Here is a 16977-nt window from a genome sequence, read left to right as displayed (position 1 = left end):
TACGCTCTGTATATGTAATCCCTTTTTTCTTTTCACGAATAGCTCGATCACGTAGGCGTTTTTGTTTTTGCTCCTCGGTACATCTATAAACTACAATTCGAGTAGGCAGTTTGTCTTTACTCCCTACATATACATCATGTAATTCATACACTTGGCCAGGCTGCAATTGTTTCATGATGTCTTCCAAATGAATTTGTATATATACCGGTTTTAATTGAGCGGGTTTTGTTTTAAATACCACTGTTTCAAATTCTTTTCTATATATTTTAGTTGGTAACTTTAGACGTGATAAATAATATCCTTGCTTATCTTGAATAGACTTAAAGTCTTGTAGACGAAAATATCCTAAGTCACGAATATATAGTTCATTCTTTTGTGCCATGCCTGTTCGAGTCGCACTATATGCCTAATCACTTCGTTTTCCTGGTTCAATTTCCACATCAGAAAATTTTCCACTCAACAAGTCATACTCTAGTTGGATTTTCACACCAGCTGTATGACTACACCCTCCGGCACCAGGATAAGTAGTTGCGAATCGATCTGGAACTTGGAAGGTTGTAGAATCAAGGACGAGAATCCGCTCAAAATAAGAAGAAAGAGAATGAGAAATCTTAGATACTCCTCCAATTTTAGCTTGTAGAAGTGTAGTAAATACAGTGCGAAAGAAGGCTACAGAATCCGAATTAAATCGTCGATTAAGTCCCTCCGGACTTAATAAAATTCCTGTTGAAGTTTCTAATTGACTACAAAGTTGAGTAAGAGAGGTAGTAGCGATTTGTTGATTTAACCATACACACAAAGATAAGAAATGGTGCCCGTGGCACTTGCGTTTTCGTTTCATTCCGCCTGCTTCTATAGCTAATTGATTAAGTGTAGCGGGAGACATATATCGATATAGCTCTTCGGCAAATAAAGATAACTCTTGTTTTTGGTGCATATTCATAAAAAGCACGTCACCCTTTCTCATTAACATAAGAAAATAGTAACGTGCTTTTAACTTCAAAAATAGTCTAAATCCTTAAGTTGATGGATGTGGGGTAACTCCAATTGGATATATACAACAAACTCGAATTTCTAAAGCTATTTATTACCTTACGAATACAAATAAATCCATTATGAAAATAGGTTTTGCTGTTGGGATACCGAATACGTCACACTTTGCGACACTATTTAAAAAGCAAACAGGCTATACACCTAGTAAGTATAGAAAAATAAATCAAAAAAAGATGGAAGGTTGAAACATGGAAACAACATTTAATCAAAAAGTATATTGGACTCCATTCATCAACAATGGAAGATGTTTATTGCAGCAACTGATAAGGGACTATGTTTTGTTGGTTCACAAAACCACTCATTCACAGAATTATCTGCCTGGTCAAGTGTGCGACTTCCAAAGCATGATTTAGTAGAAGATGCTCAAAAATTACAACCATATATCACAGAGTTAATTGAATACTTTGAAGGAACACGTAAAGTATTTACTTTTTCCGTCGATGCAATTGGTACTACTTTTCAAATGACTGTTTGGAATGCTTTAAACAAAATTCCATATGGAGAAGCTTGCTCATATTCTGATATTGCAGAAGCAATTCAAAAACCTAAATCAGTTCGAGCTGTGGGTACTGCAATCGGGGCAAATCCAGTATTAATTACAATTCCTTGTCATCGTGTAATTGGAAAAAACGGTAAATTAACGGGTTTTCGAGGTGGCTTAGAGATGAAGCGTGAATTACTATCACTTGAAAAGATAGATGGCAATTTTTAAGGAGGAAAATAAAATGTACAAGAGCGTACAAGAGCATGTTGCATCCCTCGATTGGGATGCACTACAACGAACCTTAAATGATGTGGGTTATGCAAAAGTACCATCATTGTTAGATGCAAAACAATGTGAAGAAATTATTAATATGTACGAAGATGATTCTTACTATAGAAGTACAATACACATGGAAAGATATCGTTTTGGGAGTGGACAATATCGATATTTCCAAGCCCCTCTTCCATCCATTGTACAGGAGTTACGTACAAGCTTTTATCCTGAACTCGCTAAAGCAGCAAATCGATGGCTACAACAATTAGGAAAAGAGCTGATTTATCCACCAACTCTTACCGAGTTTCTTGAACAATGTCATAAGCATGATCAAGTACGCTCTACTCCTTTAATCCTAAAATATGAAGCAGGTGGTTATAACTGTTTACATCAAGATTTATATGGAGATGTTTATTTTCCATTCCAAATATTACTTACATTAAATCAACGTGGAATTGATTATACTGGAGGTGAATCAATCTTAGTAGAGCAAAGACCACGGGCGCAGAGCAGAGGGCATGTTATTACCCTTGAACAAGGAGAAGCTTTAATTTTCCCAACAAATCATCGACCTATTCTAGGAACGCGTGGTTATTATAAAACTACACTTCGTCATGGTGTAAGCACAATTCAATCTGGGATAAGATATGGATTGGGTATTATATTCCATGACGCAAAATAGCTTTACAGTATTTAACTAAAATATAAGCATTCCACTCTACTAAAGTAATGTTATAGCTTTCTGAAAACTTTATAAACATATCTTTTGCATAGTTAGACATATCATGGTTCTGGTGCAAAAATATTAGTTAGAAACATAGAGTAGCCATTTTCTCTTCATTTCCATCTTATGAAGCTAAGCCAAACAATTTATGAATAAATTGTTTCTGGTTTTGGACAGACTTGTCCGGTAAAACAAGTTGCCCCTTTTTCATCAATATGCCCTTCATTCACATATACTTGATTAAACCGTTCCATCTTACACTTAGCTAGCTGAAAGATTTCCATTGTCTTATAAGAAACCCTATATCCTTCTATTTCCATATATCTTGTATCTTTAAAATATGTATGTTGTAAATGCGATAACCTTGTTAAAAAATCTATACCAACATAGTGAAACAAATACATATGTAACTCAGCACAAACTCCATTTCCTTCCTTGCAAGCTCCTATAAATAAGTCTAAATGCTGAATGATGTATTCGTTACATTCAGCCTCTTTACTTGCAATTTGAAAGATTCTATTTGCACGCTTTGTGAATTAAAACTCTTCCATCTATTATTCTCCCTTCTACACTAACTTTTTAAATAGAAACATCGCTCCTGTATCATCAGATTCTATACGCCATTCGATATCCATTTCTTTCGCCATAACTGCAATGATAGATAATCCAATTCCCGCTCCCTTATTTGGCGAATGTGCATTCTGAAAACCTGGCCCATGGTCAACAATTGTAATCGTTCCTTCTTCATGGTTCATACATACTCCTATAAAATTCCCGTCACTCGCATGCCGAACTACATTTTGAATTACATTATCTATGATCCTTTGAAACCAATTTTCATCAATATTCCAAAATAACTGCTTTTCTGGAATCACAATATCAATTTCAAAACCTTGCTCATCTAATATGTCGTACCAGGATGCAACAAGTTTTCTCATTAAGCGTGTCATATCCTTTCGTTCTGGGTGATACGGATATTTTTTTGCTGTTATTAATGAATAGGATAGTAAGTTCTCAATTAATTCAGCTAGGTAATTAATTTTTTCATCCATTAACGTAATTGTTATGTATCCCTTTTCCGAGATAACCTCTTCTTTCAAAGAATCCATTTGTGCACGCATTGTCGTTAAAGGTGTTCGCAAATCATGAGATAGATCGGCAATTAATTTTCTACGAAATTGTTCTTCTTCCTTCTCCTTCATCCGACTTTGCTGTAAAGCTCCTACCATTCGATTAAAGGACTCTTCTAACAAACCAATCTCATCTTGTTTTGATATTTGAACTTGTGATGGAAGAGAATGATCCTGAGGCAGTTCCATTGCCTTTTGTAACTTTAACAATCGTTTTCTAATTTTTAGAAAGAAAACAATGGAAGAAACAATAAATATTGCAAAAAAGGACATAATCACAACTTCAAATACAACTTCAAATTTTTCTCGAACTTGGTGCATTGGTGGTTTAAAATACTTTCTTGGAATTTGAAATACCATGAATGCTCCTCGCTCATTTTCTCCTATATAAGAAACGATCGTATATGGATCACCGTCAAAGCTTTTTTTCATAAACCCCACTGAATCACTAGCAGACCATTGTTTCGGAATATGCTGCTGTTCTGGAATTTGAAAACTCGTTTCCCCCCGGCTATTTACCCAAAACAACGAGCTTTCTGGATACTTCTCGTGAAAACTTTGAAAAGCTTGTTGAATTTCTGCTGGGTTATCTTCATGTAAAATCCTCGCTTTACTTTGCCATGCTTCTTCAATTTCTCCACTTGAATAATATACATCTAATCCTCTGATCCACTCCACGTAATTCATAAAGAGCATCGAAGTCAAGGGAACAATTAATGGCAACATAATCAGCGCTATAAATATGATAAGTAAATACTTTCTCAATAATGAAGTTTTTTTCATCATGCCTTACACCGATAGCCAATTCCACGTATTGTTTCTATTATTTTAGGGCTACTTGGATTTCTCTCTATTTTTTCACGTAAATGGCGGATATGAACCATTAATGATTTATCCCCTTCTATGTAGGATTCATTCCATACGGCCTCAAAAATTTGTTCCTTTGTTAAAGTACGATTCATATTCTTCATCAAATAGAAAAAAATCTGATGCTGTTTTCCTGATAGAACAATTTCTTCATCTGTGTCTGTATCAACGATCCGGTAATCTTTCATAAATACTTTTAGATGTTTCACATGTTGCACTTCTACCCCATCCTTGTTGTACCGCCTTAATAAAACTTCAATACGTGCCATTAACTCTTTTGGATGGAACGGCTTTGTTATATAATCATCAGCAAATGTTAATCCATATATTTTATCTTCTAGTGTTGTTCTTGCAGTCAGCATAATGATTGGGGTATCTGGATATTCACGTTTAAAACGTTGGCCTAATGTAAAGCCATCAAGCCCGGGTAACATAACATCTAAAACAATTACATCGGCTGTTTCACACGCTTCGTTAATACCTTTCTCTGAAGTAAACCATAAAACTTCATACTCTTGTTTCTCCAGTTCTCTTTTTATCCATTCTCCAATCTCAAGATCATCCTCAACGTATAAAATGTGTTTCATTTTTTCACCTTCATATACAAAATTAACCGTTCTCTTCCATCATAAGGAATACAACATGATTTGAAAACTAGCATAATCCAAAATTAGGGAATAATTTATAAATTTAAACAAATCTTAAACTCTTCTAACCTTATCATTAACCTTTATTTCCTATACTTGATTTGAGGTGATAGGAATATGAATTATATTGTAAAAACGGCAGGGTTAACAAAAAAATATCGAAATGATTATGTGGTACATAACGTAGATTTAAAAATTCCAAAAGGAGAGATTTACGGATTTCTCGGTCCTAACGGAGCTGGTAAAACAACTAGCATTCGCATGTTATTAGGTCTTATTAAACCGTCTCAAGGGAGTGTCACAATATTTCAACAAGATCTAGCAAAAGAACGTTTATCCATATTATCTAAAATTGGAGCTCTTGTTGAAAATCCATCTTATTATGCTCACTTAAATGCTATTGAAAATTTAGAAGTCTATCGTATATTACGTAATGTTCCGAAAGAAAAGATTGCAGAGGTTCTGCAAATCGTTGGTCTACAACATGCTGCAAAACAGAAAGTAAAAGAATATTCATTAGGAATGAAACAACGGTTAGGAATTGCAATTGCCTTACTTGGTGATCCACAGCTATTAATTTTAGATGAGCCGACAAATGGACTTGATCCAGAGGGGATTCATGAAATTCGTACTTTAATTAAACAATTAGCGAAAGAAAGAGGTATTACCATTCTTATATCTAGTCACTTATTAAGTGAAATTGATCAAATGGCAACTTATGTTGGGATTATCACTAAAGGAAAGCTTATTTTTCAAGATAAAATAGAAATATTACGCCATCATGCTCAGCACTCTATTTCACTTATGACTGACAAACCAGATGCTGCTTGGAAAGTCATTCTTGCTAAAGGGATTCCTTCCGTGCAAGAGGAGAAGCGAATTATTCTATCAAATGTATCAAACGAGACTGTTGGAGAGATTGTAAAAACACTTGTAACACATAATATTTCTATATTTAGAATTGAAGAAAATAAAAAATCACTCGAAGAGATATTCTTACAGCTTGTAAAGGAGGAAGAGACACATGTACAAACGCCTCTTTCAATCTGAGCTTTTAAAAATAAAGAGGACATGGATTTGGTTTTTAATCTTTTTAGGGCCAATAGGTGTTATTTCGCTTCAAGCATGTAACTTTTTTCTTCGTTATGATTGGTTGACAAATAAATATGCGAAAAACTTATGGGGTGGCCTTATTTCTGAAACACAACCGCTTGCTCTAGTAACCCTTATATTAGGTACAACCATTATTACTTCTCTAATCGCTCATATAGAGCATCATTCTAGTTCATGGAAACACCTTCTATCCTTACCTATTAAGAAGAGGCATATTTTTTTAGTAAAATTTATATTGGTGTTTTGCCTGCTCACTATATCCTGTTCTTTATTATTGATTGGTACAGTTGGGTTAGGTTTAGCATTACAATTCGATACTGCAATTCCATGGTTTTCTATATTTAAAGTGAGTTTCTACCCTTATTGGTCAGCACTACCAATCGTAGCTTTACAACTATGGATTTCCATTATTTTCCAAAATCAAAGTATCACATTTACAATCGGCCTATTAGGAACTATTCTCACAATGTTTTCAGTATCTCTTCCTAATTGGTTCCTATGGAGATGGCCAAGCCTACGTATTGACTGGGGGCCCCCACTTTTATGTGTAGCAATGGGATTGATTGTAAGTATCTGTATACTAATTATCGAAACAGCAGATTTTACTAGAAGGGATGTGCACAAATAATGCTTTGGCTTAAAACTATGCAAGCTGAATTTTATAAAATGAAAAACACAAAAATATGGATATTATTATTTTTAAGTCCGATTTTAGCTGGAGGAGTCGCCTATACAAGTGGCTCAAACTACCCTGAATATAAACATTGGGAATTAGTTTATACTATCATGTTAACGATCCACAGCATGCTACTTTTACCATTGTTAACAGGCATTTTCACTGCATTTATTTGTCGATATGAACATTCAAACGGGGGATGGAAACAACTTTTGGTACAACCGATAACAAGGTATCACACCTATATAATAAAATTTTTCTTTGTTCTCTTATTTGTTGGTACAGTGCAAGTTCTCTTCATTATAAGCTATGTTTGTGTTGGACAACTTTTGCATTTATCTGGTCCGTTCCCTCTCATTCCTACAATTAAAAGTGTTACGGGGGGGTGTATTGCTACTCTACCTTTAATCGCCTTACAATTGTGGGTGTCAACCATCTGGTCCAGCTTTGCAGCACCGATTGCTTTAAATGTTATAGCTTCTATCCCTGCTCTAATGATTGCAAATTCTGCAAGGTTTGGTCCTTTCTACCCATGGGCTCAACCATTTCTTGCTATGCTTCCTAACGATGACTCACAGCTATTTTATATCTCTATTCAAACATTAGTATTTGTTGTAATTAGTAGCTTTGTTATTTTATTTATAGGTGGCTTTGTTCATTTTATGAAAAAAGCATATTAATTCTTTAACGCACTTAGTAACCTCATCAAAAACCGTTGGACACTTTGTGAAGTTAGTTGTTTTTGCAGTCTTCTCAAGGTTTTTCGCTTTTTTTCAATCTCTTCAGCAGTGCCAACTACCTTGCCGATAGTTTTTACGTTCCCACTAACTAGTCTACAAAAATACCCCAATATAATAAACATGTGTAGATTCATTTCTACGGATTTGTATACATGCTGGAACAAAAAGATCTACATAGATTAACTATGTAGATCTTTTTGAATATATTTTTCAAACAATTACTTTCCTAACTTAATTGCCTTTTTTATATTACTGAATGCACCTTTACCATATAATAATACGCCACCACGGTAAACGCGACTCGTTAAACCAATCATCATACATATTGTTGCTAATAGAATAGCTAGTGCAAGAGCAACTTCCCAAACTGGAATATTCAGGAATCCAATACGTACTAGCATAACAATAGGAGTGAAAAATGGTATATAACTAGTAATAGTAATTAAAGAGCTGCTTGGATTTGAAATCCCGTAAAGTGCGATATACAAAGCAGCAAGTAACATAATTGTCAGCGGCATAACAGCTTGAGAAGCTTCCTCTATACGGCTAATTATAGAGCCAAATAGACAAGATAATGAGCCATATAATAAGAATCCTAATGTGAAGAATATAATCCCATAAACCACTAAGGTAGGAGCAAATGAATTTAAATCAATTCCATTTAAAATATCATTTTTCGATCCCTTAATTGCTGTTTTATACCCTACAAATGCAATCAAGCCCCAAATTATTATTTGAGTAATACCAGCCAATAATGTTGAAAAGAGCTTTGCATATAGATGTTTGGTTGGCGATATACTTGAAACAACTAACTCCATTACACGCGAAGATTTCTCAGTTGCGACATCTGTAGCTAATTGTGTAGCATACATTAATATCATTAAATAATTAAGGAAAATAAAGATATTAATTAAAATTGCTACACTCGCTTTATGTTCTCCACCTTTAACCTTATCTGAAACTGTTTTGGTTTGTATTTCTACTGGCGTAGTTAACACCTTTAAATCATCTTGCGATAGATTCAATTGCTGGGCGAAATTAGAAGATTGTATTTGAGATAAGATAGTTTGAACCTTTGTAACATCTTCCTGATTTACATCTGTCTCAGCCATATAAGTAGCATTCAGCTGCTTATTATCTAATTCCTCTACAACTACTGCATATTTATATTCACCTTTTTTAACACCCGATTCTGCTTTTTGTTTATCCTTACTATGTTTTACATTTAATTTACTATCGACATTTTTAAACACTTGATGAATTGTTGTATATAATTCTTCTTGCTCTGTAACAACAACAACATTTTCTTCCTCATTTCCCACAAAAAAGTCATAAATCCTGTCAACATTCAACAATCCTATTATTAACATAGAAATTATTATTGTAAGAGAAATGTATGATTTTGATTTCACCTTAGATTTATAGTTTTGTAAAAAAATTGTCCAGAAACTACTCATGTTGTGCACCTACTTTCGCAATAAAGATATCATTTAGAGTAGGCTCTTCCACTGCAAACTTTTTAACATACCCTAACTTCGTTATTTCTTTAAATAAAACATGAGAAACTTCTTCATATGAAATTTTAAGAGTAACTGCATTCTTACGTTTCTTCATACTTTCTACACCTTCTATTTCTTTCAAATGATCAAAGTCATGATCGCCAATGATCACAACATTCTTTTTACCAAAATCACTTTTAATTTTTGCAATGTCACCCTGAACAACAGGTACTCCTTTATGCATAATACAAATGTGTTGGCATAACTCTTCCACATGTTCCATACGATGCGAACTAAAAAGAATGGACGAACCTTGTTTTTGCATATCAAGAACAGCTTCTTTTAACATTTCAACATTTACTGGATCTAAACCACTAAATGGTTCATCTAAAATCAAGAGTTCAGGTTTATGTATAATTGCTGTTATCAACTGAATTTTTTGCTGATTCCCTTTTGAAAGTTCTCCTACTTTTTTGTTCAGATACTCCGATATATTAAAACGCTCCAGCCAATATTGAAGTTCTTTTTCTGCATCTTTACTTTTCATGTTCTTTAGTTTTGCAAAAAAGTTAACTTGTTCTTTTACAGTCATTTTCGCATAAAGCCCACGTTCTTCTGGTAAATAGCCAATCTTATCCGTAACATCATAATTTATAGGCTTACCATTCCATGAAATAGATCCGCTTGATTTTGATAAAAGTCCAAGTATCATTCGAAATGTAGTAGTTTTACCAGCTCCATTCCCGCCAAGGAATCCAAATATTTCGCCTTTAGGTATCTCAATATTCAAATTATCAACTGCAGTGTGCTCGTCAAATTTCTTTGTTAAATCTTTAATTATTAAACTCATTATCCACACCCTTAATCCACAAGATGATTTCTTTATACAATTGTAAATCCATAGTCAACCACGATATTTTGGCGTCTAATTGCATCGCTTTTATCAGACATTGAAAATAAAAATCTAATATTTTCTTCTTAAATAACATCTAAAATATGATTTTTATTTATTATTATTCAACTGGCATTGTGGAGAAAAAACAAATACCATATATAACATTTTTTAGGATAACATAAGATTCCGAATAACAAATATGCAATATTGCATATTTAATTAAATTGCACTTTCTAAACAATGTAATTAAATATGCTTCATGCTTTCTATACGACTCTCTTCCTATATTTATAATGTTCACACAAATAGTTTGTTTTCCCTATTATGACTCTTCCTCGTTCCCTCTTTAAATTTCTCCACCGTGAGATATTGACCTTCTAAGGTTTCTCCCAAACTTCTTAATGGCGATGTTACGAGCCCACTAAAAGAACACCCCTTTAGATAAACAAATCCAAAGGGGCAAAACATCGCATATTTTTTTATAGCACCGTGACTTTATTTAAAAGAAACAACCTCGGTTATAGTTTGTCACTATTTGGGTCATAAATCAGTCCTTTTATCTGTATCTGGATTCTCCCCTAAACTAATGACCTTTTCCATAGTTTCGGATGAAGTCGGAATCTCTAAAGATCGCGTACGTTCCAAACTATCTCACCGCGCTCGTCCCACGTGCTGTGATGTCGCTCAAATCCTATCTTTTCTAGCACCCGGAGGGACGCAACATTCCAAGCACCTACAGTCGACCAAAGTCTGTGACGTCCGGTAGCAATCGCAGCGTCTAGGACTACGGATGCTGCCTCAGTCGCATAGCCTTTACGGTGAACACTGCGGAACAACTCGTATGCGATCTCCGGCTCTTCAAGTGTAGAACGGCCGATAATCAAACCACAGTATCCGATGAAATCGCCTTCGTCTCGTCGACGAATAGTGAGAAGGGAAATGCCATTTTCGACTGCTCTCTTGCGCATCTTGATAAGCTGGCTACGAACGGAGTCAAGGGTTGGCATGTCCACACCACGTTCGCCAATTAATTTTCTCATCCAGGTTGAATCGGATTCCTCCCACATACTCAGGTCGAGTCGCTCGGTTTTCAGTTGAAACGCCATAGGTTCAAATAAAGCTGCCATAGTGGAAACCTCCCTGTTATTTCACTGCACTCATAATAGCTGTGAATCTCATTACCACATCAGGTTGGAAACGCGGTTGATTCGCGAATCTATTTTCCAAATCTCGTGAGAGTTTATAGCAACAGTATACTAAAAATTAGTGTTATTTTATGCATAAGCAATTACTCTACAAAATAGACCTTTTTATCAAACTTTATTTTATGTTATCAACAAACTACCTTTACCTCTTTGTAAACTCTAGTATTTATCAGACCCTCGTTCCAGACGAATAAACTTCCTATCCACTTAAAAACAAAAAACACGCTCGATAAAACGTGTTTTTTTTATCTCTGAATTTCAAATCAACAATAAGATAACTGAACCTTTCTTATCATTTTCAAAATTGTGGGCATCTTCTTGAAAATGGGCTTAGCGTTGTAAGTCCCATTTTCCTGGCAATACCCCATCACCATCAAGCTAAAGATTGGGAACCACAAAAAAATGAAAATTCCGCCTTTTTACAGTTGTTTATAGAATTCGGCTCATTTTTTTCGTTTTGGGGAACAATTAATTTCTTAAGTTGCTGGGTATAGGTGGCATCCCTATAACACCAAATACATGCTTTTACAATTCGTGTTAGTTAAATTAATGTTTTATCCGTTGTTTAATTTCTTTAAAACGAGCATGTATAAATTTCTTGATATCCGGGTGATCCTTATATAAGGTAACGGTATACATTATGGAAGATGCAAGGATAGTAGACCATATTAACCAATCTCCAGCATGAGAAAGAACTTTAATTATTTCAGTCGTAAACTGTTCATGTCCCGCATGAAATGTCGATATGAGAGAGTTAAGGTCGAATAACAATAAAATAACAATTCTCCCCAAAAACATAATAATCCATCCGATAATATAGGTATAGCCTCCAACACTACATAATTGATTGTTATGATGAAAGACTTTCACCCTCTTAGCTTGCCAATAACCAACTATCGTTCCTAAGATAAGCAAGCTAATTAATTCAATTGTAATTATAAAGTCCAGTCTATTTGGAAGACCAATATAAGTTCTGATTATAGCCATGATTGGTATACCAAGAAGATCAAAGCTATCTACTTTCTTAGGAATAAGCTGCCTAATGATCAATACAATAACAACGACAAGAATAATAATGAAAACTTTATTCATGTGATTAATCCCTCTTTTTTTCTTTTAAATAATACTCAATAAGTTGATTTACTTTTTCTTCTGAATATGATTCTGGTGTTTGAAGGACATGAATTACTAGTCCGTCGATAAATCCGTACAGTATCTCTAATTCAAAATCTCTATTGTAGCCTGGTGTGACGTATCCTAGATCCTTCATTAAATCTAGAATTATTCCCATAAGATATCTCGTATGGTCATCCATTTTCTTCCGAAGTTCTAGAAGCTCTGGGGAACTAAAGGATATACCCAGGAATGTAATCCAAACCTTCCCTTCCAACATTTCTTCTTTATTAGTAGGAATAATAAATTTCATTAATCTTCTAAGTGCTTCTTCTTTTGTTCCCTTAAAATCACTTGTACGAGTTTTTGCCCGTTCCTCCATTCGATTCAATACTAAATTCATTGCATAATGAATTAATTCATTTTTAGACGAAAAATGATGCTGAACAAGTCCAACCGAAATGTTTGCTTCATCAGCGATTTGCTGTATGGAAGCTTTATCGATACCTTTTTCTAATATTACACGCCAAGTAGCGGTGGCTATCTGATTCTTCCTTTGTATTTGATCAACTATTTTAGGCATTCATATCCCCCTCCTTTTTATAATATGATTGTATTGTAAAAAAAGTACCTAAAACAATATGAACATATTGCTTTAGATGTAATAGGCGTCTTGCCCCATGCCCGCCCATCAAGCTAAAAGATTGTATCCATAAAATAAATTTTACATGTAACGGTCTTAATGATATTTTTCTCTAAACCTGCTTGAATAAGTTGCATGGCTATACCAGGGAGAATTTCAGCCTTTGGCCAAATAATTCGATTTCCATCGAGGAAGCCAATATTCCATATTGATCCTTCCGAAATGCGTCCTAATGAATCTAAAAAAAGAACATCATCAAATCCATTCATTCTTGCTATACGACCACGGTAAATTAGTCCAAATGACCCTACGTTTTTCACCTGAGGGATATCCCGTTCAAACTCAGTTATTTGTAAACGTTAAGAGGATAATATTGGAATTTGAGCTTTCATTATCGTTACTAAATTGTGTTGCTAGTGAATAACTTTTTATAAATTATCAAACTTTGTTTTATGGCCACAAAGTGACCTCTAAAAGTTAGACACGCTATTTCATTAGGCAGCTTCTTAGGCATGGGTCCGGTATTGTACCGGGCTCATGCCTTTTAGTTTTGCCTTTGCTGTTGTGTATTTTATATTGTAGATCCATTGACAGTTACTTTTGCGTCTATAGTAAATCCTTATCCTGCATCTACAGAACCTGCAACATTATTATCCTGCCAATATGGAGAATCATAGAAACATAGGTTGTCCACTTTAGACACGACACGTTTTCCTACATTTGAATTGTTTCGTTCCAATCGACTGCAAAATGAACGAATACGTTTCTCCCTGTATCACCAGATTTCTTGGATTTAAAGCCATTTTCCCTTTTAGGGTGATATAGTCCTTAAGATTTTGTTAAACCTGTGCAATTACGGTTGAAATTTCATTTTGTTTGACACATATCCCCAGGCTGTCTGGACATGATAAAAAATGAGGTGACTGACATGAAGGATAAAATATTAGAATTAGTACCAGAATCGGTAAAAAAGTTACTCCAGAAAAAAGTTAAAGATGGAAACCGATGCCTCATTGATTTGGTTGTCGATGATGCAACTGCTTATGGATTTGAACCGGAGCAAGTAGTCCCCTGTATCATGGCGGGTTATTATGTTTATGAATCCACCACCTATCCCAGTGAAATGGAGGAAGAATGGAAGCTGAACTTGGTTTTTCATGCGGCCAATCGCTCGGCAATGAAGCTTCTGTCTTATGGGAAGTATAAAGCGAAACGATCTGAAAGTGGATGGATGAGATATACAAATCCATAAGGTTTACTTAACATACACTAACTAGCTTGGTGAGCATGGGGCACCGTCACATGCCCATCAACTTAAAATCTTGAAATACCCCCAAGTGTAAAAAAACGTTATTTTCTAAACAAGCTATATTAGACAGGATGACGTTTTTTTATGAATCTTTAGATTCAAGATGAACTATAATTATTTGGTAACCAATCACCCTCTTACAGTTTTTTTAAAATAAATCACTACTTACCCTTGCATATTTACGAATTACATTCATATGAGGTACGTGAAATTTTACTATCTCATTGTTGAATAAGGGAACATCGCGCATTAAGATAGCCTCCACCACACTATTGTGTATTGTTCCGCTATCTATTAAGCCATTAAGATTTTACGTTTTTTACTCTTCATCTTCTCTTTCTCTGCTTCAATATTATTCGCTACCCTTTTACGGTCTTGATCAAATTGAATCATGCCATCTATTACTGGAATTAATCCTTGCTCATCAATGTATTGTAAATAATCAACTGGTGCTCGTTCTGTCTGATCTACTAAGTACCCATAAATATCAAAGTCTGCTATCGGTATCGACTTCTTACCCTTCGGTTGACGAGACATCCTTACATAAGATTGAATGACTGATAGCGGTATAACGAATACTGACTTATCCTTACTGAACTCAATAAGGAAGAAACAAATCGCTCCCATCTTCTCTGCTTTCTCCAGGTAATCCAATTGGTGCTGTGCAATATTCTTTAAATCAAATCTTGTAGGATTCTCTGTAGACTTCGCTTCAAATGTTATAGCTCATCCCTTATACACAACATCATAGTCTACTGTACTTTTAGCTTCATAGAATCCATTTAGCACACGCCCACCTTTACTCTTTAACACCTTCACAGGATTCGGACGCTTGTTTATAAGCGCCACTCCCCTCTTTGATACATTTCATTCGCTAGATTGATAAACATTTCAAAAGCCATTCCACGATTTCCTTGTCCCATTGTTATTCCTCCCTTTCTATTCAAAGGATTATTTTGTTTTAAATCCATTTACTATTTGCTAAAATTTAGTAAAAAAACATCATGTTAATAAAGGAGCAATCATGAAGCACACTATAAACTTATGGTCTTTTATTTTTTCGTTTATTTGTGTTGGTTTACTTATCCTATACTTTGAAAATGAATCTATTAATACAGCGATGAATTGGAGTTCTACCGACCCAATAATTTTTTTACTGATATTAACAGGTTGGACCTTCATTGGTGGCCTTATAGGAATGAATACGCCAACTACTGCGAAAACAACGATTAGAAGTATAATTACAATTACAATCACACTTACATTGTTCTTACTTTTGTACTTAATATTAATAGTGTGTTTTAAGTATCTTTAATCGAATCGTAATTATTAAATTCATTTTTTGGATTTAAATGGGATAAAACTCAATATTCCGTCAATACTGTAGACAACCCATTCTCCAATTCCTCTGGAGCAGAGCAGTTAGCTTTTGCTAGCTGCTCTTTATTATGAATACTAATTAATTACCCCAAGCGCATTTCAGAAAAGCTTCATATAATATAGTGAATCCTTTCTTTTGAGTAAATGATCTCGTCACGAGAGCACTTTATTAAGTGCTCTATTCATGTTTCAAATACATACAAAATGGAATCTTTATAAAGTTTTTAAAAAGTTATCTAAGAGCACATTCATGTATGTGCTCTTTTTATCTATTACTAAATAACGATTTTGTTACTTTTTCGTAACTACTATAGGTATATATACATGTTACAATTTATAAGATTTTGCAGATGACCCCTTGCAAATCCATATCTTTTCTGCCCTTGTTGCCCCCTTCAATAAGGGCAGTTTTTAATAAAGAATAGGGGTTTTATTTAAAGTTTACAAACCCCACATTTACAAAAATGAGTTCAAAATTCCCATTTTGTTTATATGATTTCTTAAAAAATTTAAAATTCTATAATTAGTAATGGAGGCATTAAAATGAGCAATATCCCAGAATTATCACAACAATTAGTCCCCAAAAAACAATTTAATCCTAACACTCAACAACAAACGAATAAAAAACTAAGACGGCGTTTTTTGTTAACTTTAGCTTTTATATTGTCTCTAACTTTGTCTGCTCAACATTCTATTTACCAACAACAAAAATTGATAAAGGCAAAACAAGTCCTAATAGATCAAGAAAAACAAAGATTATCTACTCTAGAAAAGGCTAGAAAATCTCTCGAGAAAGATATTAGGACTTTAACAGCAAGTGAAGAGGGCATTTTAAAATTCGCAAGAAAGTTGTATAGATTTTCTAAACCTGGTGAAACTATATTTCAAATACCTAATTAACTTATAAATATCTAAGCGATTATCATTAATTAAAGAGCGATTTTATGATAATCTCTTTTTTCATCAAAAATCTATCAAATAACGATTTTATATGAAAGTCGTATACATTTTTGACACATCAACCATCACAATTACTTGAAAACTCGTGATAATATTAATTCATCGAATACACTAAATTTCGACATTATACGACAAAAATATCTCTCCTATAAAATCTCTGTCCCCGCAGGGATTTTCTCTTTTATTGCTTTTTCCCAAGGTTCTGGTGCAAAAATAAAACAAAAGAGAATAAAGCACATATATTCCTAACGGAATCGTATCTTATG

General features: G+C 34.3%; 14 protein-coding genes and 7 pseudogenes. 8 read left to right on the top strand and 13 right to left on the bottom strand.

The features are described 5' to 3' along the window. Nucleotides 1–943: pseudogene (locus BAU28_RS07620) on the bottom strand (IS4 family transposase); the annotation flags it as partial. A 91-nt stretch (nt 944–1034) separates the two neighbouring features. On the opposite strand from BAU28_RS07620, the pseudogene BAU28_RS07615 reads away from it, so the two are divergent. The 3 genes and pseudogenes from BAU28_RS07615 to BAU28_RS07605 form a co-directional block, all read left to right on the top strand. Then, nucleotides 1035–1238, top strand: a pseudogene (locus BAU28_RS07615) (helix-turn-helix domain-containing protein); the annotation flags it as partial. Between the two features lie 3 nt (nt 1239–1241). Continuing rightward, a pseudogene (locus BAU28_RS07610) lies at nt 1242–1765 on the top strand (methylated-DNA--[protein]-cysteine S-methyltransferase). Between the two features lie 13 nt (nt 1766–1778). Continuing rightward, nucleotides 1779–2492, top strand: a complete 714-nt coding sequence (locus BAU28_RS07605) for a 2OG-Fe(II) oxygenase (RefSeq protein ID WP_071718228.1) — start codon at nt 1779–1781, stop codon at nt 2490–2492. A 28-nt stretch (nt 2493–2520) separates the two neighbouring features. Here BAU28_RS07605 and BAU28_RS29760 read toward each other — a convergent pair. From BAU28_RS29760 to BAU28_RS07590, 4 genes and pseudogenes are all read right to left on the bottom strand, one after another. Continuing rightward, nucleotides 2521–2595 (bottom strand): annotated as a pseudogene (locus BAU28_RS29760) (IS200/IS605 family transposase); the annotation flags it as partial. 63 nt (nt 2596–2658) lie between these two features. Next, nucleotides 2659–2748, bottom strand: a pseudogene (locus tag BAU28_RS31550) (IS6 family transposase); the annotation flags it as partial. 352 nt (nt 2749–3100) lie between these two features. Then, the gene (locus BAU28_RS07595; RefSeq protein ID WP_071718227.1) at nt 3101–4450 is read right to left on the bottom strand and encodes a sensor histidine kinase; all 1350 of its coding nucleotides are present in this window, start codon (nt 4448–4450) and stop codon (nt 3101–3103) included. Beyond that, on the bottom strand, nt 4447–5118 hold the full coding sequence (locus tag BAU28_RS07590; RefSeq protein ID WP_071718226.1) for a response regulator transcription factor: 672 nt from the start codon (nt 5116–5118) through the stop codon (nt 4447–4449). Before BAU28_RS07590 ends, BAU28_RS07595 begins: the two co-directional genes overlap by 4 nt. 177 nt (nt 5119–5295) lie before the next feature. Here BAU28_RS07590 and BAU28_RS07585 point away from each other — a divergent pair, with 177 nt between their 5' ends. Genes BAU28_RS07585 through BAU28_RS07575 form a run of 3 tightly spaced genes read left to right on the top strand, consistent with a single transcriptional unit; the run spans nt 5296 to nt 7647 of the window. After that, nucleotides 5296–6228 (top strand): ABC transporter ATP-binding protein, encoded by a 933-nt coding sequence (locus BAU28_RS07585; protein ID WP_071718225.1) that lies wholly within the window; start codon nt 5296–5298, stop codon nt 6226–6228. Beyond that, nucleotides 6203–6919, top strand: coding sequence for an ABC transporter permease (locus tag BAU28_RS07580; RefSeq protein ID WP_071718224.1), 717 nt, complete (start codon nt 6203–6205; stop codon nt 6917–6919). The genes BAU28_RS07585 and BAU28_RS07580 overlap by 26 nt, the downstream gene beginning before the upstream one ends. Then, the gene (locus tag BAU28_RS07575) at nt 6919–7647 is read left to right on the top strand and encodes an ABC transporter permease (protein WP_071718223.1); all 729 of its coding nucleotides are present in this window, start codon (nt 6919–6921) and stop codon (nt 7645–7647) included. Before BAU28_RS07580 ends, BAU28_RS07575 begins: the two co-directional genes overlap by 1 nt. Before the next feature lie 278 nt (nt 7648–7925). Here the strand turns inward: BAU28_RS07575 and BAU28_RS07565 are convergent, their stop codons facing one another. The 7 genes and pseudogenes from BAU28_RS07565 to BAU28_RS30870 all read right to left on the bottom strand — a co-directional run. Continuing rightward, nucleotides 7926–9164 (bottom strand): ABC transporter permease, encoded by a 1239-nt coding sequence (locus BAU28_RS07565; protein WP_071718221.1) that lies wholly within the window; start codon nt 9162–9164, stop codon nt 7926–7928. Beyond that, nucleotides 9157–10056: an ABC transporter ATP-binding protein gene (locus BAU28_RS07560; RefSeq protein WP_071718220.1), complete on the bottom strand. Its 900-nt coding sequence runs from the start codon at nt 10054–10056 to the stop codon at nt 9157–9159. Before BAU28_RS07560 ends, BAU28_RS07565 begins: the two co-directional genes overlap by 8 nt. A 668-nt stretch (nt 10057–10724) precedes the next feature. After that, complete coding sequence (locus BAU28_RS07555; protein WP_071718219.1) at nt 10725–11228, bottom strand: GNAT family N-acetyltransferase; 504 nt, start codon at nt 11226–11228, stop codon at nt 10725–10727. A 624-nt stretch (nt 11229–11852) separates the two neighbouring features. Next, entirely contained in the window at nt 11853–12398 is a 546-nt protein-coding gene (locus BAU28_RS07550) for a hypothetical protein (protein ID WP_071718218.1), read from the bottom strand. Between the two features lie 4 nt (nt 12399–12402). Further along, a complete protein-coding gene (locus BAU28_RS07545) occupies nt 12403–13002 on the bottom strand; it encodes a TetR/AcrR family transcriptional regulator (RefSeq protein ID WP_071718217.1) in 600 nt (199 codons plus the stop codon). Between the two features lie 113 nt (nt 13003–13115). Then, nucleotides 13116–13391, bottom strand: coding sequence for an aminotransferase class IV (locus BAU28_RS07540; RefSeq protein WP_276327747.1), 276 nt, complete (start codon nt 13389–13391; stop codon nt 13116–13118). Between the two features lie 157 nt (nt 13392–13548). Then, nucleotides 13549–13789: pseudogene (locus BAU28_RS30870) on the bottom strand (hypothetical protein); the annotation flags it as partial. Between the two features lie 201 nt (nt 13790–13990). Between BAU28_RS30870 and BAU28_RS07535 the strand changes: the two are divergent. Further along, nucleotides 13991–14314, top strand: a complete 324-nt coding sequence (locus BAU28_RS07535; protein WP_071718215.1) for a hypothetical protein — start codon at nt 13991–13993, stop codon at nt 14312–14314. Nucleotides 14315–14665: 351 nt separating this feature from the next. Here BAU28_RS07535 and BAU28_RS07530 read toward each other — a convergent pair. After that, nucleotides 14666–15294 (bottom strand): annotated as a pseudogene (locus BAU28_RS07530) (Holliday junction resolvase RecU). A 1000-nt stretch (nt 15295–16294) separates the two neighbouring features. On the opposite strand from BAU28_RS07530, the gene BAU28_RS07515 reads away from it, so the two are divergent. Beyond that, nucleotides 16295–16651, top strand: coding sequence for an FtsB family cell division protein (locus tag BAU28_RS07515; RefSeq protein ID WP_071718213.1), 357 nt, complete (start codon nt 16295–16297; stop codon nt 16649–16651). Nucleotides 16652–16977 lie beyond the last annotated feature (326 nt).

The organism is Bacillus paramycoides, from assembly GCF_001884235.1.
GTDB classification, from domain to species: domain Bacteria; phylum Bacillota; class Bacilli; order Bacillales; family Bacillaceae_G; genus Bacillus_A; species Bacillus_A paramycoides.
The sequence above is the reverse complement of the archived record's forward strand: the minus strand, read 5'-3'. Positions and strand labels throughout refer to the sequence as shown.

What these genes read in the sequence shown, in the direction of transcription:
- BAU28_RS07560 (WP_071718220.1), bottom strand. Translation starts at nt 10,056, where the DNA reads ATGAGTTTAATAATTAAAGATTTAACAAAGAAATTTGACGAGCACACT.
- BAU28_RS07575 (WP_071718223.1), top strand. Translation starts at nt 6,919, where the DNA reads ATGCTTTGGCTTAAAACTATGCAAGCTGAATTTTATAAAATGAAAAAC.
- BAU28_RS07545 (WP_071718217.1), bottom strand. Translation starts at nt 13,002, where the DNA reads ATGCCTAAAATAGTTGATCAAATACAAAGGAAGAATCAGATAGCCACC.
- BAU28_RS07590 (WP_071718226.1), bottom strand. Translation starts at nt 5,118, where the DNA reads ATGAAACACATTTTATACGTTGAGGATGATCTTGAGATTGGAGAATGG.
- BAU28_RS07605 (WP_071718228.1), top strand. Translation starts at nt 1,779, where the DNA reads ATGTACAAGAGCGTACAAGAGCATGTTGCATCCCTCGATTGGGATGCA.
- BAU28_RS07595 (WP_071718227.1), bottom strand. Translation starts at nt 4,450, where the DNA reads ATGATGAAAAAAACTTCATTATTGAGAAAGTATTTACTTATCATATTT.
- BAU28_RS07555 (WP_071718219.1), bottom strand. Translation starts at nt 11,228, where the DNA reads ATGGCAGCTTTATTTGAACCTATGGCGTTTCAACTGAAAACCGAGCGA.
- BAU28_RS07535 (WP_071718215.1), top strand. Translation starts at nt 13,991, where the DNA reads ATGAAGGATAAAATATTAGAATTAGTACCAGAATCGGTAAAAAAGTTA.
- BAU28_RS07580 (WP_071718224.1), top strand. Translation starts at nt 6,203, where the DNA reads ATGTACAAACGCCTCTTTCAATCTGAGCTTTTAAAAATAAAGAGGACA.
- BAU28_RS07550 (WP_071718218.1), bottom strand. Translation starts at nt 12,398, where the DNA reads ATGAATAAAGTTTTCATTATTATTCTTGTCGTTGTTATTGTATTGATC.
- BAU28_RS07515 (WP_071718213.1), top strand. Translation starts at nt 16,295, where the DNA reads ATGAGCAATATCCCAGAATTATCACAACAATTAGTCCCCAAAAAACAA.
- BAU28_RS07585 (WP_071718225.1), top strand. Translation starts at nt 5,296, where the DNA reads ATGAATTATATTGTAAAAACGGCAGGGTTAACAAAAAAATATCGAAAT.
- BAU28_RS07565 (WP_071718221.1), bottom strand. Translation starts at nt 9,164, where the DNA reads ATGAGTAGTTTCTGGACAATTTTTTTACAAAACTATAAATCTAAGGTG.